Source organism: Perlucidibaca aquatica, from assembly GCF_001676655.1.
Taxonomy (GTDB): Bacteria; Pseudomonadota; Gammaproteobacteria; order Pseudomonadales; family Moraxellaceae; genus Perlucidibaca; species Perlucidibaca aquatica.
Genome location: NZ_LZDB01000002.1, coordinates 345,231 through 368,985 on the forward strand (window position 1 = coordinate 345,231; position 23,755 = coordinate 368,985).

The window sequence follows — 23,755 nt, forward strand, 5'->3', positions numbered from 1 at the left end:
AGGCTCAGCGCTGCTGCCAGGCTGCCACCAACTTCCGCATCGCCGCCATAATTTCCGATCGTGGTGCCCCAATATTTAAGCGCATATAGCCACTACCGCCATGCCCGAAGACGGTGCCGGCGCTAAGGCCCAAGCCTGCCTCATGAGCAAAAAAGCGCTGCAACTCACCATCGTCTAAGCCCAGCCCGCGACAATCAAGCCAAAGCAAATAGGTGCCTTCAGGGGGAACGACCCTAATTTTGGGTAGCTCGATGGTCAGTAGCTGCGTTACAGCCTGCTGGGTCTCGTGCAGATAGGCCATGAGCTGATCCAGCCAGTCGCCGGCATGACGATAGGCGGCTTCGGCCGCCGTCAGACTGAAAGGGTTGCTGTTGCCGACATGAAGCCCTGCAAGTACCTCGCGCAGTTCATTGCGCAGGATGGGGTCGCTGCTGATCAGGTAGGACAAGCCAAGGCCAGGCAGGTTGAAGGTTTTGCTCGGCGCCATGGCGGTGACAATACGATCGCCGGGCAGTGCCAGAGTTGCCAGCGGGATATGACGCTGATGCGGGTAGATCAGGTCGGCATGGATTTCATCACTGAAGATGACCAGATTGTGGCGGCGGGCAATGTCGAGGATGTGTTCCAGCTCCTCACGCCGCCAGACGCGGCCGACGGGATTATGCGGCGAGCAGAAAAGCAGGGCCTTAGCACCATCGGAAGCACAGTGTTCGAGATGCTCGAAGTCGATTTGCCAGTGGCCGTCCTGTTCTATCAAGGGATTGAGCAGGAGGCGTCGATCGCTACGTGTCACGGCCGAGAAGAAGGGGAAGTAAACCGGCGGCTGCACGATGACACCTTCACCGGAACCCGCAAAAGCGAGTGCCGCCGCATGCAGCGAACCGACCACGCCAGCAGTCAGCAGGATATCTTCGCGCGCTACAGACCACTGGTGGCGCTGTTGCAACCACTGCTGAATCGCCTCATAGAGGCTGTGGGGCGCATCGGTGTAACCGTAAATCGGGTGCTGCGCACGGGCAATCAGTGCGGCGGTCACGGCGGGCGGCGCGGCAAAGTCCATGTCGGCTACCCACAGAGGTTGCACCGCGTCGGTACCAAAGATGCGCGCACGGCCTTCGTATTTTTCGCTATGCGTGCCTGCGCGCGAAATCGGGGTATCGAAGTCGACGCGCTGGTCGTTCATTAAGCAATGCGCTCCCAGAGTGTTACTTCGGCCAACGTGTGCTGATGCTTTCGGCGTGTTTCACGAATCACAAAAGGCACGTCTTGAGCGGGTTGCATCAAACGGAAGTGCTTTCCAAGCAACGCGTGCAGGCCATCCAGCGTGGTGAAACTTTCACCGTCCTTTTTGAAGCCGCCAACCCAGGCTTCACGAGGCGTGTGATCGGCCAGCCAGGTGTAGGGCGAAGTCAGCATGAGCACGCCACCGAGTTGCAGGCGCTCGTGCACATGGCTCAAGAACAGCGCGGGGTCGTAGAGGCGGTCAATGAGGTTGGCGGCCAAAATCAGGTCATAACCGCTGTGCTGTGGCTTCAGGTTACAGGCATCGCCTTGGCTGAAGCTGACCTTGTTCCGGATAGCATCTAAGCCGAGGTCGCTGAGCTGACGTGTCTTGTAACTGACCAGTTCACCTTCATCGGGCAGGGTATAGCGGGTAACGCCTTGTTCAGCGAGCTGAACCCCGAGGCCAATGAACCGCGCTGAGAAATCAATGCCGGTCACTTGGTCGAATTCGCGAGCCAGCTCAAAGGTGGCGCGACCGGTCGCACAGCCGAGATCTAGGGCGCTGCGGCGTGGCTTTCCTTGAGTGGCCGCGAGTGCGATTTGGGCAAGGGCCTTGGGGAAGTTCGGCACGCCAAAGTATTCGTCGCCGTAGTGAAACTCAGCGTATTCCGAGAGTTGTTTGTCAGTTTCGTAGTAAGCAGCGGTTTGAGTCATGGGGGTCTCGGATACAACATAACGGAAGCCGGCATGTTGAAAGAAATGTCGGCGGAAAGCATAGCGGGCGCTGCGGCGGGTTTCGTTACCGCAGGATATCCACGAGCCACCCATTAAGAGATTGTGGCGCTCATCAAAGGTGGGTGTGGTGAAGTCATCATAAATGGGGTGTACATCAAACCCGTCAAAGGGGTAGGTCGGCGTTTCTGTCCATTGCCAGACATTGCCCGTGACATCATAAAAGTCGCCCTGGCGGAACTGCGTCACGGGGCAAGACGATGCGTAGTGATCGAGATGGCGATTGCTGTCTGCGGCTCTGGTGCGGCAGACCTCTGTTGCTCCCGAAACCGAATAGAGTCGCTGCCATTCGTCTTCGGTGGGCAAGCGCACCGAACGACCAAGCTGTTCGCTTTGCCATTGGCAAAATGCTTTCGCTTCCAGATAGTTCACTTCTACAGGCCAGTCCCAGGGCATATCAACCACTTCGGCCATTAACCTGAGTTGCCATGTCATGCCGGTAGCGGTGGGGTGACGTAGCCAGAACGTGGGATGTTCAGCGCGGGAATAGCGGCGCCAATTCAAGCCTTCCTCGCTCCAAAAACGATCTTCTTGGTAGCCACCGGCTTCTACAAAGGCCAGAAATTCCTGATTGCTGACCAGATACTGCGCTGCCTCAAACGAGGCGACGCTTGCACGATGCTGGCCGTACTCGTTATCCCAACCGTAGATTGGGTCGTTGAAAGCTTTTCCCAAAACAACGTCGCCAGCTGCAACCGGAATCAGTTGGTTTAACGGCGCCAAACCCGATTCGCGACAGGGCTGCCAAGCGGCGTGCGGTTTTACAAACGCTAAGGCATGCTGGCGCATGAGTACAGACGAGGTTTCCAAATGAATGCGCTCGTGCTCGATACCCATGATGACCGCCCACCACGGATTCTGCCAATCAATGGGCAGGCTCAATGCGGCGGTATCAATAACCTCCAGAACAGTTTTGCGTACCGCATCGCGATAGGCTTTTACTTCCGCCACGCTCGGCCAGTCGTAGTGGGCATCGTTCAGATCGTCCCAGCTCATTTCATCCACGCCGACAGCAAAAATGGATTCGAAGCGGGCGTTAATGCGCTGGCTCACTAGGTGAGCTAGCAAGAGCTTATTAATGAAAAAGGTCGCTGTGTGGCCGAAGTAAAAAATGAGCGGATGACGCAACGAAATGGGCTTTTTGTAATATGACTCGTCGCAGGACAGCACTTCGAACAGTTGCTCGTAGCGGTCAAAGGTGTCGATAAAGTATTGACGAATTTCCGCACGCACGACATCCGGTGAAGCGCCTTGAAGGGCGGGTGTGCGCGTGAAGAAAGTCGCAGTGTGCGGGAAGCGTTCGGCCAACATGGCGGTCATCCAAGAATAAACTGATGACATCGTATACAGAACTTAAGTGGGATTTGTAGCGGACAAAACTATGTTAACGACCACAATCACCGCAATGACCATGGCGATAGCAAAAATAATGCCCGCTGCGATGAACGGTTTGGCATCTGTGCTGGCAAAGTCACGCTGGCGATTGGCTTCGCTTTGCACGCCAAACCAAGCCCGAAAGACGCTGGCAAAAGCATTCAATGGGGTGGTTTTTGGAGCTTCATTACTCATGTGGCGACTCCGCGTTAATCCGGATGATAAAAAGACTGCCGTTGAAACGCTGTGACTTTTATACGCTATCTTTCGGGTTAGTGGTGACTTTCGAAGAATAAGGGATGCTTATGAGGCAGGCAGTGGACATTGCCCCAGGATTATTGGTGCTGCATGGCAATCAGCTGGAGCACTTACGTCAGTTGGTGACGTCGTGGGTAGCCAGTCATCCGCTGCGACCGCTGGAGTCGGATGTGATGGTTGTGCAGAGCAACGGCATCGCCCAATGGCTGCGCATGGCGCTGGCCGCTGACCCCGAGTTTGCTGCTGATGGCACTCAGATTGGGGGCGGCTGCGGTATCGCAGCGGCGGTGGATGTGCAGTTGCCGGCGCGCTTTCTCTGGCAGGTCTACCGTGCGGTGCTCGGTGCCGACGCTATTCCAACCGAGTCGCCGCTAGACAAGCAACCACTAACCTGGCGATTGCTGCGCCTGCTGCCGCAGGTATTAACACAGCCCGATTTTGCTCCGTTGGCGCGCTACCTAAGCGATGACGCCTTGGGCCGCCGACGCTATCAGCTTGCGGAACGATTGGCCGATTTGTACGACCAGTATCAGGTCTATCGTGCCGATTGGCTCAACGATTGGGCGCAAGGCGAAGACCAAGTCCGGCTCAGTCGGGGCGGAACGCAAGCCTTGCCCCCGCATCAGCGCTGGCAAGCGGCGTTGTGGCGAGCCTTGTTGAATGACTTGCGCGCTGACGGCTTGGCTACTGCCGGTAGCCGCGCACTGGTGCATCCGCAGTTTTTGCAGGCCGTGAGCCAGCGGAGAGAGCGACCGTCAGCTTTGCCGCGCCGAGTGGTGATTTTTGGGCTGTCGGCATTGCCCGCTCAGGCCTTGGAAGTACTCGCCGCGATTGCGCCTTGGTGCCAAGTGATTCTCGCGGTACTAAATCCTTGCCAGTATTACTGGGGCGATATCGTTGAGGATCGCGACCTGCTGCGCCAAGCTTACCGACGCCAAGCACAAAAGCCGGGCATGCCCGCAACCGGGTTAAGTGCGGAGGATTGGCATCAGCATGCGCATCCATTGCTGGCGGCCTGGGGACGCCAAGGTCGCGATTTTCTGAGCCTGCTCGATAACACCGAGGCGAATAAATTTATCTCGCCGTTGTTGGCCGCTTTTCAAGAGAATCGTCACGACTTTTTTACCGAGCCGGTCACGCAGACGCTGCTCGGACAGCTTCAAGATGATGTGCTGAATTTAAGGCCGCTAGCCGAAACGCGGGATCTCTGGCCGGCGGTAAAAGCCACACAAGATGTCTCGCTGCGCTGTCATATCGCCCATAGCGCCCGCCGCGAGGTGGAAATTCTGCACGACCAGCTACTGGCCCGTTTTGCCGCTGACCCCACGCTGCGTCCGCGCGATGTCATCGTCATGGTGCCCGATGTGAATACCTATGCCGCGTTGGTGCAGGCGGTGTTTGGGCAGTTCGAGCGGGGTCATCCGCGCCATCTTCCGTTTGCGCTTGCCGATCAGCGGCAACGTGGCGTGCAACCCCTGCTCATTGCGCTGGAGTATTTGTTGGCGTTGCCTGAGCAACGCATTACTGCCACTGAAATCATGGATCTGCTCGATGTGCCAGCGCTGCGCCTGCGTTTTGGCTTAGCGCTGAGCGACTTGCCCTTGTTACGACGCTGGATCAGCCAAGCGGGCATTCGCTGGGGTATTGATGGCGCGCAGCGCGCTACGCAGGGCATGTCGGCGCAATGGGATGCGAATACGTGGCAGTTTGGTTTAGACCGATTGCTTCTGGGCTATGCCGTTGGCGATAGGCCATTGACCACATCAGACGGCGCAACGCTAATCCCCTGCGATGAAGCAGCGGGCTTGTCCGCCGCTTTGTTGGGCCCGTTGAGCGACCTCTTAGCGGCGTTATCAATCACCCTAAATGAGCTACAGCAGCCAGCGACGCCAGCGCAGTGGCAGGCCCGACTGCAGCAGCTGATGGCGCGTTTTTTCAGTACCGAAGCGCGCTCCGGCAATGCGGATCAAATCGCGGCCGATACCGCCTTGCTGGGGCAGCTACAAACGGCATTGGCGTCTTGGCAGGGGCATTGCCAACAGGCCGGGGTGGTCGAGGCATTGCCCTTGGTGCTGGTGCGCGAAGCCTGGTTAGCGGGTCTCGATGCCGGTGGTTTGCAACAGCGCTTTCTCGCCGGTTCCATCAACTTTTGCACGCTCATGCCCATGCGCGCCATCCCATTCCGTGTGGTCTGTTTGCTCGGCATGAACGAAGCCGATTACCCCCGCCGGCAGCCGCCACTGGATTTTGATTTGATGGCCAGCGACTACCGCCCTGGTGATCGCTCGCGTCGCGAGGATGATCGCTATCTTATGCTGGAAGCGTTGTTGTCGGCGCGTGAGCAGCTTTACATCAGCTGGATTGGCCGCCATGTGCGCGACAACAGCGAACGCGCCCCGTCGGTTTTGGTCGGCCAGTTACGTGAGCATATTGCTCAAGGCTGGACGCTAGCGGGTGGCGGCGATTTGCTAGCGGCGCTAACCACGGTGCATCCGCTGCAGCCGTTTAGCCCTCGCTATTTCACACCGGGCAGCGGCGTTTTCAGCTATGCCGGCGAATGGCTGGCGCAGCATCAGCAGAAGCTAGACGAGCCATCGATTGAGTTGTTACCGGCCATGGAACCTGCGCTGCCGATCACCGTCGAGGGCTTGCAGCGTTTGCTCAATGACCCCGTCGGGCAGTTCTTTAAGACGCGCCTCAAGGTTCAGCTCGATCGTGAAGAGCAGACACTGGAAGACCATGAACCTTTCGATCTGCGGGGGCTCAATCACTATGCCGCCTTGCAGCAGGTGCTGGATGGTGCGCGCTTGAGCGTTGAGCATCAGCCCTTAACGGATGCGTTGGCCGCTTTGCCGGCAGCACTGGCCGAGACCACGCAGCGCCTGCAGGGTGAGGGCCGCTTGCCGTTGGCAGGGTTCGGAACGCGTTGGCAAACCGCTTTGCAAGCGGATGCCCTGAATCAGTTGCAACGCTGGTTGCACGTGCAGGCGCAGTGGCCGCAGGCCGTGGCGGGGGGGCTGAGTGTGAGCTTGGCTGAGTGGGCCTCTGCCAGTGAGCCCTTACGCTTGCCGTCGCTCTATCGTGGTGATGCCGGGCTGGCACTGATCAGCCTCAATGCCAGCCGTTTCTGCAACAAGGGCACAGCGAAACTGAATGGCAAGGATGGGCTGAATCTGAGCAGGCTCAGATTCGACAAGCTGCTCAACAGCTGGGTGCTGGCTTCGCTCGCGGCCTTGCAGCCAGAGCCGGTGCAGGTGGTCGTGGTGGCCCGCGATGTCACACTGACCTGGCAGCCGCGTGCTCGCGACGAAGCCATCAGCACACTGACTGCCTGGCTGCAGGCCTGGGCCTTACACACCCAGCGACCGCTGCCGATTGCCGTCAATACCGCCCTGACGTTCTTGGCTTTGCGGGATGAAAAAGGTGAAGCGGTGGCCTACACCAAGGCCGCTGAAACCTACCACGGCGTCTTCAAAATGGATGGCGAAAAAGACCGGCGGCCTAGCCTGTCACGGCAGTTTCCCGATTTCGACACGCTCTGGCAGAGCGGTGATTTCGCACACTGGGCCAGCGTGCTTTATCAGCCGATGCTAACGGCACTGCAGTCCGGTGCACTCACCGCTATTTCGGCCGAAGACCAAGGGGATGACGCATGACCCGCGCCCTAGAGACGCAACCGCGCTTGCCGCCTTTGGCACTTCGCTTTCCCTTGCATGGCTCGCGCCTGATCGAAGCCAGCGCGGGCACCGGCAAGACCTACACTATCGCGGCGCTGTATGTGCGCCTCGTGCTCGGCCACGGCCCTGACAACACCGCCTTCAGTCGCGCCTTGCTGCCCTCCGAGATACTCGTGGTGACCTTTACCGAGGCCGCCACGCAGGAGCTGCGCGACCGTATCCGCCGACGGCTGGTCGAGAGCGCCCGCGCGTTTCGCGGCGAGCTGCCGAGCAAGCCAGATGACTTCCTGCAAGGCCTGCTCGATGACTATCCTGCCGAGCACCATGCCGCACTGGCACGTCAGCTCGACCTCGCTGCGCAGAGCATGGACGATGCCGCCATCGCCACCATCCACGGCTGGTGCCAGCGCATGCTGCGCGAGCATGCCTTCGACAGTGGCAGCCTGTTCACCGAGGTGCTGGAGCCCGACCTCAGCGAATTGCAGACCGAAGCGGTGCGCGACTATTGGCGCGCCGAGGCTTATCCCTTGTCGCAGGATGCGCTGGCGCTGATCGAATCGGCCTGGCAATCGCCGGATGCCATGCTGCCAACCCTGCGCCAGCTTTTTGCCAGCAGCGATGCTGTGCCAGCGGGCAGCTTGCAGGATGCACTGCAGAAGGCGCTGGCGCAGTGGCAGGCGTTGAAAGCGCCGTGGCTGGAGAGGGCAGATCATATCGAGGCGGTATTGTCTGCCGCGATTGATGCCGGTCAGTTCCTCGGCAACAAGCTCAGTCAGAAGTATCTGACTTCGCGTCTGAAAACCTTGCGCGACTGGGCTGCATCACCGACTGCAACCATTTTTGACAAGCCGGAAAACTTAGCCAAGCTGTCGCTGCCGTATTTGCACGAGGCGCTAAATGCTAAGACCCCCATGCCCGACAGCCTCAGCCAGGACTCGGTCTTGCAGGCTCTGGCCGATCTGCCCGAGCAAGTCGCGGCCTTACCCAAACCCATCGATGCCGCCTGGCATCACGCCGCGCAATCCGTCAGTCAACGCTTCACCGCCGCCAAGCAAGCACGCGCCTTACTGGGTTTCGATGACCTGCTCACACGCCTTGATGCTGCCCTGCAAGGCGAGCGCGGCGATACCCTACGTGCACTGATTCGTCAGCAGTTTCCGGTCGCGCTCATTGATGAGTTCCAGGACACCGACCCGCTGCAATACCGTCTCTTCGATGCCCTCTACGAGCTTGCCGCCAACCATCGCGAGCGTGGCATTTTCCTGATCGGCGACCCTAAGCAGGCCATCTACAGTTTTCGTGGTGCGGACATCAATGCCTACCTGAAGGCGCGTCAGGACACCGCCGGACGCTTGTCGGCGCTGAACACCAATTTCCGCTCCAGCGGCGCGCTGGTTGCATCGGTCAACGCGCTGTTCGAGCAGGCCGAGGCGCGTGAAGGAGAGCCAACTTTTGCCGGCGCCTTTGGCTATAAGCAGGCGGCTGAAAATCCCATGCCCTTTGTGCCGGTGCAAGCCAACCGCCTGTCACGGCAATGGACGGTGCTGGATGCACCTGCGCCCGCGTTGACACTGTGGACCTTGTCTGGCGAAAGCATGTCCAGCGAAAGCATGTTGAGCAAAACCGCCTACATTCAGGAAATGGCCACGCGCTGTGCCAGCGAAATGGTGCGCCTGCTCAACCTCGGTCAGCAGGGCCGCGCCGGCTTCCGTGCGGCGGATGGCGATCTGACCGCCGTCACCGCCGCCGACTTGGCGGTGCTGGTGCGCGACTTCACTGAAGCTTCAGCGATTCGCACGGCACTAGCTGCACGCGGTGTGCGCAGTGTCTATTTGTCGGATCGCGACTCGCTGTTTGACAGCGCAGAAGCACCGGATGTGCTGCGTCTGCTCATGGCCTGCGCAGCTCCAGAAAACGAGACGCTGATCCGCACGGCATTGGCCAGTGCCAGCCTGGCACAGTCGCTGACCACGCTCGATACCTTGCAGCGCGATGACCGCGCCCGCGAAGCCGCCTGCCTGCGTTTTGCCGATTACCAGCGCTGCTGGCGCGAGCGCGGCGTATTGCCGCTGCTGCGTCGCGTGCTCTTTGACTACGACCTGCCGGCGCGCTGGCAGGTGGCGGTGGATGGCGAGCGCCGTCTCACCAACTGGCTACATCTGGCCGATCTACTGCAACAGGCCAGCCGCGAACTGGATGGCGAGCAGGCGCTGATCCGCTGGCTGCGCGAACACATCGCCAGCGAAAACCGCTCCGAGGGCGAAGACACGCTGCGCTTAGAAAGCGACGAAGGGCTGGTCAAGGTCATCACCATCCACAAGTCCAAAGGCCTGGAATATCCGCTGGTGTTCTTGCCGTTTATTTGTGGCTTCAAGGATGCCAGCAGCACAAAGAAACCCGTGATGTTCTGGCATGACGGTGAGCGCCGTCGCGCCGAGCTGAATCCCGATGTCCGCATGCGAGAGGAGGCTGAAGCTCAGCGTCTGCGCGAAGACATGCGCCTGCTCTATGTCGCGCTGACGCGTGCGCAGCATGCCTGTTGGCTGGGGCTGGCGCATCGGGGTCATGGCAAGGCGTCGTACTTGCAGGAGTCGGCCATTGGTGTGCTGCTTTGGGGCAAGACACCACTGGTGGACCCGGCGAGCTGGGCCGATCAGCTGGCGGTGAACTTGGCTGCGTCTGCAAGCTTGGCACCTGCCACGGGCATGCAAATACTGCCGGCGCCAGACGCCGTAGACACCCTTTTCAGCGCTCCCGTGCCCGACACACAAACGCTGGCCGTGCGGCCGCTCGCGCGTCGGCAAGAGCAGCCGTGGTGGATTGCGTCCTACAGCGCTATTCGCTATCAGCCGCAGGCAGCTACCTCTCTCGTTGCAGCGCAGACGCGACACGATGATGCCGCGCCGCAATCCGCGCGCGAGCAGCAGCAACTTGATGACGAACCGCTGAGCCCAGCGTGGGTGATGTCCGGACCCACTGCTCTGGCAGAAATAGCGGAAGGCGACCAAGCCATTCAGCAGTTCCCGCGCGGTGCCCGCTGGGGCGACTTCCTCCACGGCCTATTTGAGGTTGCGGCCGAGCAGGGTTTTGCCTCGGTTGTGCGCGATCCATCCGCACTGAATGATGTGATTGAGGCACGTTGCGCCAGTGCCGGCATCAGCGAGCAAGCCCGCGTGGTGCAGCGCTGGATTTTGCGTTGCCTGACGCATCCGCTGCCACTGCCGGACGGTACTCAGACGGCATTGGCCGATGCGGAAGACTGGAAGGCCGAGCTGGAGTTTCTGCTGCCGGCACAGGGTGTTGAAATCACCGATCTCGATGCGCTCGCACAGGCAGAGACCTTGCCTGGCTATGCAAAAGCCGCCGCACAACCGGGCTTGCTGAATGGCTTATTCAAGGGCTTTATCGACCTCGTGTTCGTGCACGCGGATCGCTATTACGTACTCGATTACAAATCCAACGCGCTGGGTGGCACGGCTGGCGACTACCACCCAGAGGCGATCGCCGAAGCCATGGCCAAGCATCGCTATGACCTGCAATACCTGTGCTATGTGCTCGCGCTGCATCGACAGTTACGCGTGCGCCTACCCGGCTATGACTACGATCGTGATATCGGCGGCGTGGTGTACTTTTTCCTGCGCGGAATTGACGGCCCAGCCAGCGGCGTCTTTAGTCATAAGCCTTCACGCGCGGTGATTGAGGCTATGGATACCTTATTTCAAGGAGGCCAGGCATGAGCTTATTCAACGCCGCTAGCCTCTCTGTGGATGCTTTGCTGACCACGTTAGATCATTGGGTCAGTTGGGGCTGGTTGCGCAGTGTGGATCGCGCCTTAGTGCACTGGCAGATGCGACAGCAACCGAACTCGCCAGCATCGGTCTTGCTACTAACGGCGCTGGCCAGTCACCAAGTCGGTCGAGGCCATGTCTGTCTCGACCTGACGGCTTTACTGCGCGACGCCTCCGCGACGTTGGCTATACCACCCGAGCGCACACGTCTGACGGTAGACCATCAAGCGTATTTGCCACAGCAGCTGCTCGCCCAAAGCCTAGGCACACACGATTTACAGCAATATTTACTGACTTCATTGCCGAGTCTGGCTGAGCCGCTGGCGCGATACTCCAGCATTTTGTTGTTGGATGAAGCAAGGCTTTATCTGCGTCGCTATTTTGATAGCGAACAGCGCGTTGCGGCAGCGATTCATGTGCGTATGCAGTCTCAGGATCAGGCGATGGATGCAGCTCTGCTAAACGCCTCCGATACAGATTTGCGCCAAGGTCTGCAAACGCTCTTTACGGTGAGCGACGTCGCAGTGCCCGCGGCTGCACCCGATTGGCAACGTGCCGCCTGCGCCATCGCGGCTCGCCGTCGATTCAGTATCATTACCGGCGGCCCCGGCACCGGCAAAACTACCACGGTGGTGCGTTTGTTGGCCCTCTTGCAAACACAGGCGTTGCAGCTCGGTGCGCCCTTGCGTATTAAGCTTGCTGCTCCTACCGGTAAGGCGGCGGCACGACTGACCGAATCCATCGGGCGTCAGCGTGCTGCCTTAGCAGTGTCCTCTGCCGTTCGCGAGGCTATTCCTAGCCAAGTCAGCACGCTGCATCGTTTGCTGGGCAGCTTGCCGGATACACGACATTTTCGGCATCACGCGGGCAATCGACTGGCTTTGGATGTCTTGGTTATCGACGAAGCTTCGATGATTGATCTCGACCTCATGGACAGCGTACTCGCCGCCTTGCCGTCTTCGGCACGACTCATTTTGCTCGGTGACAAGGATCAGCTCGCGTCAGTAGAGGCGGGGGCCGTGCTCGGTGAGCTTTGCTTGCACGCGGAACAGGGCTATTACGATCCCGCGACGTTAAGCTGGCTCAGTGCGGTCACCGGTCAAGCGTTTAATCAGGAGGCCAGTCACGCGGGTTTAATGCCCGGCTCAGTCCTAACGCAGCCGCTGGCTCAGCACACGGTGATGTTGCGACAATCTCGACGATTCGGACCCGACAGCGGAATTGGTCGCCTCGCGCAAGCGGTGAATCGAGGCGATGTGGTCGCCGCGAAAGCTGTGTTAGCGAGCCAGCAGCCCGACGTTCAGGCCTTAGCACTGACTGAGACCGCGCTCACGCAGTGGTTGCTGGAGGGCGATGCGTCGCGAGCTGCTGTGGGCTATCGCGCCTATCTGCACGTCTTGCAGACGCAACGTCCCGCACTGCACGGGCTATCCGCTCAAGCGGCGGAGCAGGCCCTGAATCTGTGGGCGCAGGCGGTACTCCTGGCCTTTGATCGATTCCGCTTACTGTGCGCGGTGCATGCTGGTCCTGCGGGCGTTGACATGCTCAATCTGCGCATCGCACAGGCATTGCAGCGCGAAGGATTGTTAACGGCAGCCACGGCTTGGTATGAAGGCCGCCCGGTGATGATGACGCGCAATGATTACGCGCTGGGCTTAATGAATGGCGATATTGGCATTGCCCTGCACGTGCCCTCCGATGATCCGGATCAGCCGGATCGATTACGCGTGGTATTTCCTCGGCAGGGTGGGGGTGAGGGAGAGTCTGCCTCGTTGCACTGGGTGTTACCGAGCCGACTCGACGAAGCGGTCACGGTCTTCGCCATGACAGTACATAAAGCTCAAGGTTCGGAGTTCGAGCACACCGCGCTGTTGCTGCCGCCGCAGCGCAGTCCGGTGTTGACCCGAGAATGGATTTACACCGGTATCACCCGCGCGCAGAAGGTGTTTACCTTGTTGACCAGCAGTGACGGTATATGGGAAATGGCGATGACACAGCGGGTGCAACGTGCGAGTGGGTTACGTCAGGCGTTAGACCGATTAGTGGGTACTTGAATCCGCTGGATGGCCCGTTGAATCTCGATTTTCCGATCTGCGTCAGACGAGAATTCGTTTTAGCGCGTTACAATAGTTGAACCAGCAGCTATGGCATGCAGATGAGTTAGCGTTAAGGGAATTTTCATGAGTACACCACGCGCACGTATTTTAGGCTTGGGCACGTTTGTGCCGGCTCGCACGGTCACCAATCACGACCTGTCTGGGGTGATGGAAACCAGTCACGAATGGATTGTTGAGCGCTCGGGTATTGAGGAGCGTCATTGGGTTGAGCCCGAAGACGGCAACTACACCATGGGCGTTAAAGCGGCGCGGGCGGCGTTGGCCGATGCCCAGATGGACGCGAGTGAGATTGATTGCATCATTTACGCCACGTTATCGCCGGATTATTTCTTCCCGGGTTGTGGCGTTCTCGTTCAGCGTGAGTTGGGTATCGGTCACGTGCCGGCTTTTGACATTCGTCAGCAATGCTCGGGTTTTATCTACGGCTTGCAAATGGCCGATGTGTTTATTCGCGCCGGCCAGTATAAACATGTGTTGGTGATTGGCGGTGAAGTGCACTCCCGTGGACTCGATAAGACGACGCGTGGCCGCACGGTCAGTGTGCTCTTTGGCGATGCGGCCGGTGCCGCCATTGTCGGTATCAGTGATGATCCCGATAGCGGTATTTTGATTAGCCGTGTGCACTCCGATGGCAGCGATGCCGAGTGCCTTGCCATGCAGTACCCGGGTATGGCGGCAGGTCGTGAGCAATACGTCACGCACGACGATATTGATGAAGGTCGCATCTTCCCCAACATGGAAGGCCAAAAGGTCTTTAAAAATGCGGTTAAGCGTATGCCTGAAGTGATTCAGGAAGTGCTAGAAGCGCAAGGCATGACGGTGGCCGACATTGACATGCTCATTCCGCATCAAGCCAATTTGCGCATCAATGAGATGGTCGCCAAGCAACTGGGTATTGATGCCACCCGCGTTCACAACAATATTCAGAAGTATGGAAATACCACGGCGGCTACCATCCCACTATGTCTGTCGGAAGCTCGCGATTTGGGCAAGGTCAAAAAAGGCGACTTGGTTTGCCTCGTGGCCTTCGGTTCCGGCTTTACCTGGGGTTCGGTGCTGATGCGCTGGTAAGTAGGCTCTCGGTTAGCGCCATTTTACGGCGCATAAACTCTTGTGGGCTGTTGATGCAATCCGCCGCAATTAAGCGACTTTCGCGGAAATACAGGCAGGTGAAGCTCCGCCCGGTGGTCGGATCGCCGATGACTTCGACTGCATCGTAGCCCGTGTTTAAGCCAGCAATTTGAAGCTTGAGATCGTATTGATCTGACCAGAACCATGGCAACGCGCTAATTTGCTTGGTTTTGCCGCAGAGGGTGGCCGCTGCCACCTTGGCGTGTTCGGCGGCATTGGGCACGGACTCTAGCCGCATCTGCCGGCCATACCGAGGGCAGGTGAAGCTGGCGCAGTCGCCCGCGGCAACAATGTCAGGATCGCTGCTGACCGCATGCGCATTGATCACAATGCCATTATCCACGGCCAATCCAGCGTCAGCTGCGAGTTCACTATTGGGAATGACGCCAATACCCACGATCACCAAGTCAGCCGCAATAATTTCGCCAGAGGTTAATGCAACCCCCTCGACGCGTTGCGCACCCAGAATTGCAGAAACACTGCATTGGGTTCGAAGTGTCACGCCTTCTTCGCGATGCACACGGGCATAAAACTCGGACACAACAGGGGCTGTCACACGCGCTAAGACCCGCTCGGCGGCCTCGAGTACGGTCACCGCAATGCCGAGCTTACGCAGTGACGCGGCCGTTTCTAAACCGATGTAACCGGCCCCTAGGATGACCGCGTGGCGCGTTACGCTCAGGTCGGCACGAATCGCGTTGATGTCAGCCAGGGTGCGCAGTAAATGAACGCCGGGCAGGTCAATTCCCGGTAGGGTTAGCCGGCGAGGGCGAGCGCCTAAGCAGAGCGCCAGTTTGCTGTAGGCCAGCGTGCTACCGTTCGCCATCGTGATGCGGTGGGCCTCACGGTGAATGGCGGTGACGCGGCCAGTCTGCAAGGTGATGCCTTGTTTGGTGTAAAAATCAGGGGCGCGAATGAGCAGGTCATCTAAGGTGGCATGGCCCGTCAGAAAGGTTTTGGACAGGGGGGGGTGGTGGTAGGGCGGCTCAGGCTCATCGCCAATCAGCACGATGTCTTCACTCCAGCCCTCCTGACGCAGGCTGGCGCAAAGTTGAGCACCTGCATGACTGGACCCCACCACAATTATCCGGCCTTGGCTCACGATTTAACCTCACGATTCGCTGCTACAGGTTGGCGGCTAAACACACCAATCACCGGCCCACCGTGGGCGCGAAGCACCGGCTCCACTTCGCGGAACAACGCGTGATAGCGGTAAAACGGGACGCGCGGAAAAGCATGGTGAATGGAATGTAGATTTTGGCCTAACCAGAACCACTCCAATGGACGCATCCACGTGGGCATAATCAGACTGCTCGTGTTCCGGTAGCGTGTCGTTTCTGCATAAGGATGATGCGGGCGGTAGGCAAACCAATAGGCCGTGAACAAGCCGCCAGTGAACCAGGCAGCGACGATGAGTATCAAGCCGGTTTGCAGGGGTAGCCAAGTCAGGAGCGCAAAGCGCCAGCCAAGTGCCACGGTGAACTCCAGAATAAACGTGAGCTTTTCTCGACGCGGTGCCGTGGACCAATAGCCGTGGAACAGATAAGTCCACTGTGACCAAATGAACGCTAGGGCTGATTTTATAAAGCCCCACAACCCAGCGGACATGCCGTTAATGAGGTGGTCGGGATCACGATCGGGTTGATTGGTATAGCGATGGTGCGCGAAGTGTTCCACTCGGTGCGTGACGTAGGGCAAGAGCATCATTTGTGCTGAGACATACCCACACAGGTCGTTAAGCCATGCTAACGACGCGCGCTCGCCATGGATATTGCCATGGGCTGCCTCGTGCAGTGGGGTATAGGAAAAGTAGGTAAAAATAGCCAATAGCAGGAAAGCCGGCAGCAGCGGCAGCGAGCCTTGTGTCGCCAGCGTTAGCGTGACGATGTACGCGATGGCTACGGCCCCCGTGAGAGCCACCGTTCCCCACGCTGGACGACCCATGTAGCGTTTTGCCGCGGTGATGGCCTGCCGATTCAGTAGCGCTAAGTTCTGGCTACTCATGTCGCCTGCTTCCGAGTCAGTTCTACCATCATCTTCGCGTAGCCTCTTACAAAGTTGGATTGCACAATTTCCGGCTCTGACAGCACGCGGATGTCTTCGAAGCGGGTCAGCAGCTCTTCCCATAGGATACGCAGCTGCAATTCGGCGAGGCGATTGCCCATGCAACGGTGCACGCCAAAACCGAATGACATGTGGTTACGAGCGTTCTCACGGTCAATGATGAAGTCATTGGCGTGTTCGAATTGGCGCTCATCTCGGTTGCCGGAGACGTACCACATGACGACTTTATCGCCTTTGCGGATGAACTGGCCGTTGAGCATGGTGTCGTGTTTGGCTACACGGCGCATGTAAGCCAAGGGCGTTTGCCAGCGGATGATCTCGGACACCATGTTGGGGATCAGCTTGGGGTCTGCCTTGAGCTTGGCAAATTGATCTGGGTAACGGTTTAACGCTAAGACACCACCGGTCATGGAGTTGCGCGTTGTGTCGTTGCCGCCCACGATGAGCAAGGCGAGGTTACCGAGGAATTCCATCGGGCGAGAGACCAAATCCTTGGTGCTATCGTGCATTTGCAGGAGGCTGATGAGGTCATAGCCGGGGGCTTCACCAGCAGCCGTTCGTGCAGCCTTGTCATGCCAAAGTGCGGTGAAATGGCGAGCCATGTCTGCCACGCCGAGGAAGGTCTCGTCCATCTTGGCTGAACCGCCCGTGGTTTCGGGGCTAGCCGCCGCTAAGTCTGACCAGTACACCAGCTTATGGCGCTGCTCGTAGGGGAAGTCGAGCAGGGTGGCCAACATGCGCGCAGTCAACTCCACCGAGACGCGCTCAACCCAATCGAAGGGTTGATCCACCGGCAGATGATCCAGCACTTCTTGAACGCGCTGACGAATCAGGCCTTCCATTTCTTTGAGGTTTTTGGGGGCGACTACGCCTTGCACGGCTTGACGCTGAATGTCGTGCTTGGGCGGGTCCATGGCAATGAACATTTCGACGCTCAAGCCCTCAGGCGCATCGCCGAGCACGATGAAAGGCTCGGCTGAAAAGCGCTCATGGTCCTTGTCGACGGCCAGAATGTCTTCGTAGCGGGTAACCGACCAGAAAGGCCCAAAGGGACTGTGCGGTTGATAGTGTACCGGGGCTTCGTCGCGCAGCCGTTGGAAGTATGACTGCCACTGACCTTGGCGGAACAGGAAGGGGTTACTAACGTCAATCTCGGCCAGCGCCACATCGGCGACGTCTGGAATTTTGCGCTCGATAAACACGGGTGATCGCGCACTGGGCAGCGCAGCGCGCTTAACCTTTTGGTACAAGTGCGCTCCCCGAATCTGCAAATCAATGGGAATAGTGGCTTGTGCTTTCTGGATGATCTGATCGATGGCTTTCATGTGTTTACCTGAGTGAGAACGGTGATAAGGGTCACATTTGGAATTCGGGCAGATGGACCGTGAAACCATCCATGGCCGAGCTGACTTTGATTTGGCAGGCCAAGCGAGAATTCGCTTGCCGTTCGGGAGTCATGCTCAGCATCTGAGCTTCTTCACTATTGATGGGTTGGATCGCGTGAGTCCATCCGCCATCAACGATGACATGGCAGGTGCCGCAAGCGCATACGCCGCCACAGTCGCCATCGATGCCGGGTACGCCGTTGCGTGTGGCAATGTGCATCAGCGACTGGCCATCCGCGAGTGCGGCTTCATGTGATTCGCCGTCATGCGAAATAAAAAAGATGCTACCCATACCTGACTCCCTAAGTACCTAAACGTTTTGTGGTTTAGATCTTGCGCCTGAGTTTCGGCATGCACTATGTTCGCTCAGCTCGATTTTTTGTGAGATTAGCTCAAATGCGTTTTCCGGTTTTAGACCTAGAGCCGAGCATGCCGGCGCATGTTTTTGCCCAAATCTTGGAGTCAGATGCTCTGGATGCCGACGCCGTGGCAACGTTTCGGGCCATTATTGAGCGCGAAGGCATCATTCTTGCGAACCTGTTGAGCCCAGGCGCGCAATTGCCGATTCGTTGGTTTCGCGAGGCCTATCCCACCCTGGATGCGGATCAAGCTGCCTGTATTGGTTATTTGGCGGGAGAGCAAGCTCGATTAACCTCTTACAGTGTGCTCAGCTTGCCCTTGGTGAGTGCCGGCTCGGTCAGTGAAGTGCTGCGTCTACTGACTTTTTTGCCGCTCATTTCTAATGTGGTGCAGGCACACTTTTTGGAGCGTGAAGAAGCGGTATTTGTCATGTTGTTGGCAACCTCCGGCGATTCCGTGCTAGATCAGATTCCACTTTTTTATTGTGCGTCGGCACTGACGCACTTGCTCAGTTTGTTGTCGAGTGAAACGCTCGATCTCACGATTAACATTCCGGGCCCCGCACCGGCGCTGCTCGCAAATCATGCTGAATGCCAGTCGGGGCGTCTGCGATTTAATGCCCCGGTGTTTTATATCCGCCTGCCTCGTGCCACCCTCGATGCTGTCTGCCGGTTTTCTGACCCCATGGTGTATGACAACGCAGTGGCGCAGCTGCAGTCATTGTTGGATGCCCGGAGTCAGCCCGATGATTTAATCAGCCGGGTGAGGCGTATTTTGGAAGCGGGTTCAGCTCAACTGCGCATGGAGTCTGTGGCGGCGACGCTGAATGTGTCAGTGAGCACGTTTAAGCGACGTTTAGCCGAGTTGAATACGAGTTTCAGTACGTTGCAGGAAGAAATTTTGAATCATCGCGCTCGGCTCATGCTCATGGACGCGACATTGTCATTGGAATGTATCGCCACGACCTTGGGTTATAGCGATTTATCCAATTTCTCTCACGCCTTTAAGCGATGGACGGGGCATTCGCCCGGCGCATTTCGCAGGCTGTAATTGCTATAAAAAAGGCCGCTACGGTAGCGGCCCTTTTTATCTCAACGCGCTGAGAGCCTCAGCCCTCAATCGCCTTGCGAATACGCCCCAGCGCATCCTCCAGTACTTTCGGCGCGGTCGCATACGAGATGCGCATATGGCCATCCAGACCAAAGGCCGAACCCGGCACCACGGCAACGCCGACAGTGTTGAGCAGGTATTCGGAGAACTCCAGATCGTTCTTCAGGCCCAGCTTGGCAATCGCACCCTCGACATTGGCAAACGCATAGAACGCGCCATCGGCCGGCGAGCAGGACACGCCTTCAATGGTGTTCAGCGTGGCCACCACATAGTCATGACGCTCCTTGAACGCCTTGACCATGGGCACCAGCACGTCCTGCGGGCCGTTCAGCGCGGCTTCGGCAGCGACCTGCGAGATCGAGGTCGGGTTCGAGGTCGACTGCGACTGCACATTGGTCATGGCAGCGATGAGCTTCTGCGGGCCGGCACAGTAGCCGATGCGCCAGCCGGTCATGGCATAGGCCTTGGACACGCCGTTGAGCACGATGGTGCGGTCGTAGAGATCCGGCGCCACGGTGACGATGTTCTCGTACTTCTCGGCGGTCCAGATGATGTGCTCGTACATGTCATCGGTGGCGATCATGACGTGCGGGTGCTTGCGCAGCACCTCGACCAGCGCCAGCAGCTCGGCCTTGCTGTAGACCATGCCGGTCGGGTTCGACGGCGAGTTCAGCACCAGCAGACGCGTCTTCGGCGTGATCGCGGCGTCGAGCTGGGCGGCAGTGATCTTGTAGCCCTGCGACTGCGGGCACTCGACGATCACCGGGGTGCCGTCGGCAATGATCACCATGTCCGGGTAGGAGACCCAGAACGGGGCCGGGATGATGACTTCATCGCCCTTGTTGAGCAGCGCCAGCGACAGGTTGAAGAAGCTCTGCTTGCCGCCGCAGGACACGAGAATCTGGTTGGCCGCGTAGTCGAGGCCCTGATCGCGCTTGAACTTGGCGATGATGGCCTGCTTCAGGCCCGGGGTGCCGTCGACGGCGGTGTACTTGGTGAAGCCCTTGCCGATGGCGGCAACGGCAGCAGCTTTTACGTGCTCTGGCGTGTCAAAGTCAGGCTCGCCAGCGCCAAGGCCAATAATATCTTTACCGGCGGCTTTCAGTTCCGCGGCCTTTTTGGTCACGGCCAAGGTTGGCGAAGGCTTGATGCTGAGAACGCGTTGCGAGAGCTGAATATCCACGGATGACTCCTCGTGCGCCGGGCACGGTCAGGCTGGGGGCAAAAACCGGCGAATCATACCGGAACACCGCTCTTACGAAAACCGCTGATGGCCGAGAATCGGTGTCAACAAGGGTATGGCTCCGGCGGCCTGGATTTCCGCGATGAAGCCAGGCAAGTCCACGCCTGGCAGCAGGTCGGGTTCGGCCTCGATTGGCGTGATCATGGTGTCCCAGTGGCAGGGGATGATCCAGCGCGGTTTCAGGAGCCTGACCACATCGCGCACATAGTTCGGTCGCGACTGTCGGCCAATGGCGCACAGGCAAACAATGTCGCAGGCATGGCCCTGCAGTTCTTCGTCGATGAAATCGGCAGAGTCGATGTGCATGACCTTGAGCTTGCCGGTATCGACCAGCCAGTTCAGCACCAGGCCGTGGCGGAGCTGGTGCATGCGTGCCGGCCACGGTGGCGGCGCGGTGAGGTCGCCGGGGAAGGGGATGCGCCCGAAGATCTTGCCATGTCGCGACGGGAAGCCGCGCACGGTCCAATCCCCGGAGGCGATGTCCTCGCGGCCTTCGGTGCTGACCAGCTGCTCCGGCGGCAGGCCGGCGGCGATGCCAACCTGCATCGTCGATGACGAGCCGATCAGGCGGGCACCGGTCTGCTTGCAGAGATCGGGGCCGTCGAGAATATGGTCGTGATGCGCGTGGCCGATGAGCACGTCGTTGGCGTGCGGGATCAGGCGCTGGATCAGCGGCGCATTCGGCACCAGCGGCTGCATCAGCGAGGTACTCAGGTCGGGGCGCGTGACATAGGGGTCGAGCACCACATGGTGGCCATCCTGACTGATGACAAAGCCGGCCGTACCGAGGTACTGGATGCAGAGATCGCCTTCGCGGGCCGGTGCGCTCAGTACATAGGTGTTGGCATCGGGGCTTTTCACGCCCAGCCAGTGGGTCCATCGCTTCATTGCAGTGTCCTCGTTATGTCGTGCAGGCCGACTTGTGCAGTCGCTTAAGGTTACACTTGCCGGTTACTGTTTGATGGCTTTTTAACCGAGCATACGCAATGAGTGAAGGTCAGTTTCAGGTCGTATCGAAATATCAGCCCGCCGGCGACCAGCCAACGGCCATCGAGGCACTGGTGCAGGGGGTGGAAGACGGCCTCAGCCATCAGACGCTGCTGGGCGTGACCGGCTCGGGCAAGACCTTCACCATGGCCAATGTCATTGCCCGGCTCGGCCGTCCGGCCATCATTATGGCCCCGAACAAGACGCTGGCAGCGCAGCTCTACGGCGAGTTCAAGGAATTCTTCCCGAACAATGCCGTCGAGTATTTTGTCAGCTACTACGACTACTACCAGCCGGAAGCCTATGTGCCGTCGTCGGACACCTTCATCGAGAAGGACGCCGCCATCAATGAGCATATCGAGCAGATGCGTCTTTCAGCCACGCGGGCGCTGCTGGAGCGGCGCGATGCCATCATCGTCGCCACGGTATCGGCGATCTATGGTCTCGGCGACCCCGAGGCCTATATGAAGATGCTGCTGCATGTGGCGCGCGGCGACCGCATCGACCAGCGCGGCCTGCTGCGGCGGCTGGCCGAGTTGCAGTACACGCGCAACGACATCGAGTTCTATCGCGGCCATTACCGGGTGCGCGGCGATGTGATTGATGTCTATCCGGCGGAGTCGGAAATGGATGCGGTGCGTATCGAGCTGTTCGATGAGGAAGTCGAATCAATTTATTGGTTTGACCCACTCACCGGCGAGGTCCGTAAACGCGTGGCGCGCGTCACCATCTACCCGAAAACACACTATGTGACGCCGCAAGATCGTATTCAGGGTGCCATCGAGCAGATTCAGGTAGATCTGAAGGAGCGTCTGGAGTGGTTCCGTGCCAACGATAAGCTTCTGGAAGCTCAGCGCCTCGATCAGCGCACCAAATTCGATCTGGAGATGCTGCAGCAGCTCGGCTATTGCCAGGGCATTGAAAACTACTCGCGCTATTTGTCCGGTCGTCCGCCGGACTCACCGCCCCCGACGCTGTTTGACTATGTGCCGGCGGATGCCTTGCTGCTGGTGGACGAGTCGCACGTGACCATCCCGCAGATCGGCGGCATGTACAACGGCGACCGCTCGCGCAAGGAAAACCTGGTCAATTATGGTTTCCGTCTGCCGTCCGCTATGGACAACCGGCCAATGAAGTTCGAGGAGTTCGAGCGCATTTCGCCGCAGACCATCTTTGTCTCGGCCACGCCGGGTAATTACGAGGCTGAGAAGGCGCAGGCTGTAGTCGAGCAGCTGGTGCGCCCGACCGGTCTGGTGGACCCCGAGTTGGAAGTTCGGCCGGCTGCCACACAGGTGGATGATCTTTTATCGCAAATCAAAGCGCGCGTGGCTGTCGAGGAGCGCGTGCTAGTGACGACGCTGACCAAGCGCATGGCCGAGGATCTCAGTGAGTACCTGAGCGAGCACGGCGTGAAAGTGCGCTATCTGCATTCGGACATCAACACCGTGGAGCGCGTCGAGATCATCCGCGACCTGCGCCTCGGCGTGTTCGATGTGCTGGTCGGCATCAACCTGCTGCGCGAGGGGCTGGACATGCCCGAGGTGTCGCTGGTGGCGATTCTCGATGCCGACAAGGAGGGTTTCCTGCGCTCCGAACGCTCGCTGATCCAGACCATCGGCCGTGCGGCTCGCCATCTCAACGGCAAGGCCATTCTCTATGCCGACCGCATGACCGGCTCCATGCAGCGTGCCATTGGTGAGACGGAGCGTCGCCGAGCCAAGCAGATTGCCTTTAACTTGGCGCAGGGCATCACCCCCGTGGGCGTGGCGCGTTCGGTCAGCGATATTTTGGAGACCTATGCTGGGGCGTCGGCAGCTAACGGGGGCGGGAGCCCAAGCCGGGGTAATAAACGCAGCAGTGTGCGGCCAGGCAGCAAGCCGGTGGCGATGGATCCGAAGGCGATGGCTCAAGAAATTGTCTTGTTAGAAAAGTCCATGATGGAGAAGGCGCGAAACTTGGAATTTGAGGAAGCCAGCCGTTTGCGTGATCAGATGCTGGAGCTGCGCAAAATGCTGATCAAGCTCGAATAAACCCTATTTTTCGGTTGAGAGGGACCTGTCAACCCTTGCGCGCCCGATTTTTGTGCACATGAAGAAATCAATCGTGTGCATTTTGAACGAATGGGTGCGAGCGACGCCCAAAAACCGAGCAAATAATATAAGTTGTTGTTTTTGAATGTAAAAATTAATTGAATAAAAAAGCAGCGAACGATCGAAAGCCGCTTGTCTGGCGGAATTAGCCGCTT

At 58.6% G+C, this 23,755-nt stretch carries 15 protein-coding genes; 6 read left to right on the forward strand and 9 right to left on the reverse strand.

Going from position 1 to position 23,755, the window contains the following annotated elements; translation table 11 throughout:
• Positions 1-4: 4 nt before the first annotated feature.
• The 3 genes from A8710_RS05275 to A8710_RS05285 are packed head-to-tail and all read right to left on the reverse strand — an operon-like array spanning position 5 to position 3,585.
• Positions 5-1,183, reverse strand: coding sequence for a MalY/PatB family protein (locus A8710_RS05275; RefSeq protein ID WP_068858448.1), 1,179 nt, complete (start codon positions 1,181-1,183; stop codon positions 5-7).
• Positions 1,183-3,327, reverse strand: a complete 2,145-nt coding sequence (gene ovoA, locus A8710_RS05280) for a 5-histidylcysteine sulfoxide synthase (RefSeq protein WP_068860604.1) — start codon at positions 3,325-3,327, stop codon at positions 1,183-1,185. Before ovoA ends, A8710_RS05275 begins: the two co-directional genes overlap by 1 nt.
• Positions 3,328-3,369: 42 nt before the next feature.
• Positions 3,370-3,585, reverse strand: a complete 216-nt coding sequence (locus tag A8710_RS05285; protein ID WP_068858449.1) for a DUF2970 domain-containing protein — start codon at positions 3,583-3,585, stop codon at positions 3,370-3,372.
• Positions 3,586-3,707: 122 nt separating this feature from the next.
• On the opposite strand from A8710_RS05285, the gene recC reads away from it, so the two are divergent.
• The 4 genes from recC to A8710_RS05305 all read left to right on the forward strand — a co-directional run bounded on the left by recC (position 3,708) and on the right by A8710_RS05305 (position 14,301).
• Entirely contained in the window at positions 3,708-7,304 is a 3,597-nt protein-coding gene (gene recC, locus A8710_RS05290) for an exodeoxyribonuclease V subunit gamma (protein ID WP_319822945.1), read from the forward strand.
• On the forward strand, positions 7,301-11,062 hold the full coding sequence (recB, locus tag A8710_RS05295; protein WP_068858451.1) for an exodeoxyribonuclease V subunit beta: 3,762 nt from the start codon (positions 7,301-7,303) through the stop codon (positions 11,060-11,062). Before recC ends, recB begins: the two co-directional genes overlap by 4 nt.
• Positions 11,059-13,167 carry an exodeoxyribonuclease V subunit alpha gene (gene recD, locus A8710_RS05300; RefSeq protein ID WP_094078673.1) on the forward strand — a complete coding sequence of 703 codons (2,109 nt, stop codon included), beginning with the start codon at positions 11,059-11,061 and terminating at the stop codon, positions 13,165-13,167. Before recB ends, recD begins: the two co-directional genes overlap by 4 nt.
• A gap of 126 nt (positions 13,168-13,293) precedes the next feature.
• On the forward strand, positions 13,294-14,301 hold the full coding sequence (locus tag A8710_RS05305; RefSeq protein ID WP_068858453.1) for a 3-oxoacyl-ACP synthase III family protein: 1,008 nt from the start codon (positions 13,294-13,296) through the stop codon (positions 14,299-14,301).
• Here A8710_RS05305 and A8710_RS05310 read toward each other — a convergent pair.
• Genes A8710_RS05310 through A8710_RS05325 form a run of 4 tightly spaced genes read right to left on the reverse strand, consistent with a single transcriptional unit; the run spans position 14,270 to position 18,102 of the window.
• Positions 14,270-15,463: an NAD(P)/FAD-dependent oxidoreductase gene (locus tag A8710_RS05310; RefSeq protein WP_068858454.1), complete on the reverse strand. Its 1,194-nt coding sequence runs from the start codon at positions 15,461-15,463 to the stop codon at positions 14,270-14,272. The genes A8710_RS05305 and A8710_RS05310 overlap by 32 nt on opposite strands.
• On the reverse strand, positions 15,460-16,365 hold the full coding sequence (locus A8710_RS05315) for a fatty acid desaturase family protein (protein WP_068858455.1): 906 nt from the start codon (positions 16,363-16,365) through the stop codon (positions 15,460-15,462). Before A8710_RS05315 ends, A8710_RS05310 begins: the two co-directional genes overlap by 4 nt.
• Entirely contained in the window at positions 16,362-17,750 is a 1,389-nt protein-coding gene (locus A8710_RS05320) for a cytochrome P450 (protein ID WP_068858456.1), read from the reverse strand. Before A8710_RS05320 ends, A8710_RS05315 begins: the two co-directional genes overlap by 4 nt.
• A gap of 31 nt (positions 17,751-17,781) precedes the next feature.
• Positions 17,782-18,102 carry a 2Fe-2S iron-sulfur cluster-binding protein gene (locus A8710_RS05325; RefSeq protein ID WP_068858457.1) on the reverse strand — a complete coding sequence of 107 codons (321 nt, stop codon included), beginning with the start codon at positions 18,100-18,102 and terminating at the stop codon, positions 17,782-17,784.
• A gap of 104 nt (positions 18,103-18,206) precedes the next feature.
• Here A8710_RS05325 and A8710_RS05330 point away from each other — a divergent pair, with 104 nt between their 5' ends.
• Positions 18,207-19,220, forward strand: a complete 1,014-nt coding sequence (locus A8710_RS05330; protein ID WP_068860606.1) for a helix-turn-helix domain-containing protein — start codon at positions 18,207-18,209, stop codon at positions 19,218-19,220.
• Positions 19,221-19,278: 58 nt separating this feature from the next.
• On the opposite strand, the gene A8710_RS05335 is transcribed toward A8710_RS05330, so the two are convergent.
• Complete coding sequence (locus A8710_RS05335; protein ID WP_068858458.1) at positions 19,279-20,463, reverse strand: pyridoxal phosphate-dependent aminotransferase; 1,185 nt, start codon at positions 20,461-20,463, stop codon at positions 19,279-19,281.
• 72 nt (positions 20,464-20,535) lie between these two features.
• Positions 20,536-21,411: an MBL fold metallo-hydrolase gene (locus tag A8710_RS05340; RefSeq protein WP_068858459.1), complete on the reverse strand. Its 876-nt coding sequence runs from the start codon at positions 21,409-21,411 to the stop codon at positions 20,536-20,538.
• 98 nt (positions 21,412-21,509) lie between these two features.
• On the opposite strand from A8710_RS05340, the gene uvrB reads away from it, so the two are divergent.
• Positions 21,510-23,540: an excinuclease ABC subunit UvrB gene (uvrB, locus tag A8710_RS05345; protein ID WP_068858460.1), complete on the forward strand. Its 2,031-nt coding sequence runs from the start codon at positions 21,510-21,512 to the stop codon at positions 23,538-23,540.
• Positions 23,541-23,755 lie beyond the last annotated feature (215 nt).

Excerpts from the sequence above, each read along its gene's own strand:
- A8710_RS05275 (WP_068858448.1), bottom strand. The coding sequence starts at position 1,183 with ATGAACGACCAGCGCGTCGACTTCGATACCCCGATTTCGCGCGCAGGC.
- ovoA (WP_068860604.1), bottom strand. The coding sequence starts at position 3,327 with ATGTTGGCCGAACGCTTCCCGCACACTGCGACTTTCTTCACGCGCACA.
- A8710_RS05285 (WP_068858449.1), bottom strand. The coding sequence starts at position 3,585 with ATGAGTAATGAAGCTCCAAAAACCACCCCATTGAATGCTTTTGCCAGC.
- recB (WP_068858451.1), top strand. The coding sequence starts at position 7,301 with ATGACCCGCGCCCTAGAGACGCAACCGCGCTTGCCGCCTTTGGCACTT.
- recD (WP_094078673.1), top strand. The coding sequence starts at position 11,059 with ATGAGCTTATTCAACGCCGCTAGCCTCTCTGTGGATGCTTTGCTGACC.
- A8710_RS05305 (WP_068858453.1), top strand. The coding sequence starts at position 13,294 with ATGAGTACACCACGCGCACGTATTTTAGGCTTGGGCACGTTTGTGCCG.
- A8710_RS05315 (WP_068858455.1), bottom strand. The coding sequence starts at position 16,365 with ATGAGTAGCCAGAACTTAGCGCTACTGAATCGGCAGGCCATCACCGCG.
- A8710_RS05320 (WP_068858456.1), bottom strand. The coding sequence starts at position 17,750 with ATGAAAGCCATCGATCAGATCATCCAGAAAGCACAAGCCACTATTCCC.
- A8710_RS05325 (WP_068858457.1), bottom strand. The coding sequence starts at position 18,102 with ATGGGTAGCATCTTTTTTATTTCGCATGACGGCGAATCACATGAAGCC.
- A8710_RS05330 (WP_068860606.1), top strand. The coding sequence starts at position 18,207 with ATGCGTTTTCCGGTTTTAGACCTAGAGCCGAGCATGCCGGCGCATGTT.
- A8710_RS05340 (WP_068858459.1), bottom strand. The coding sequence starts at position 21,411 with ATGAAGCGATGGACCCACTGGCTGGGCGTGAAAAGCCCCGATGCCAAC.
- uvrB (WP_068858460.1), top strand. The coding sequence starts at position 21,510 with ATGAGTGAAGGTCAGTTTCAGGTCGTATCGAAATATCAGCCCGCCGGC.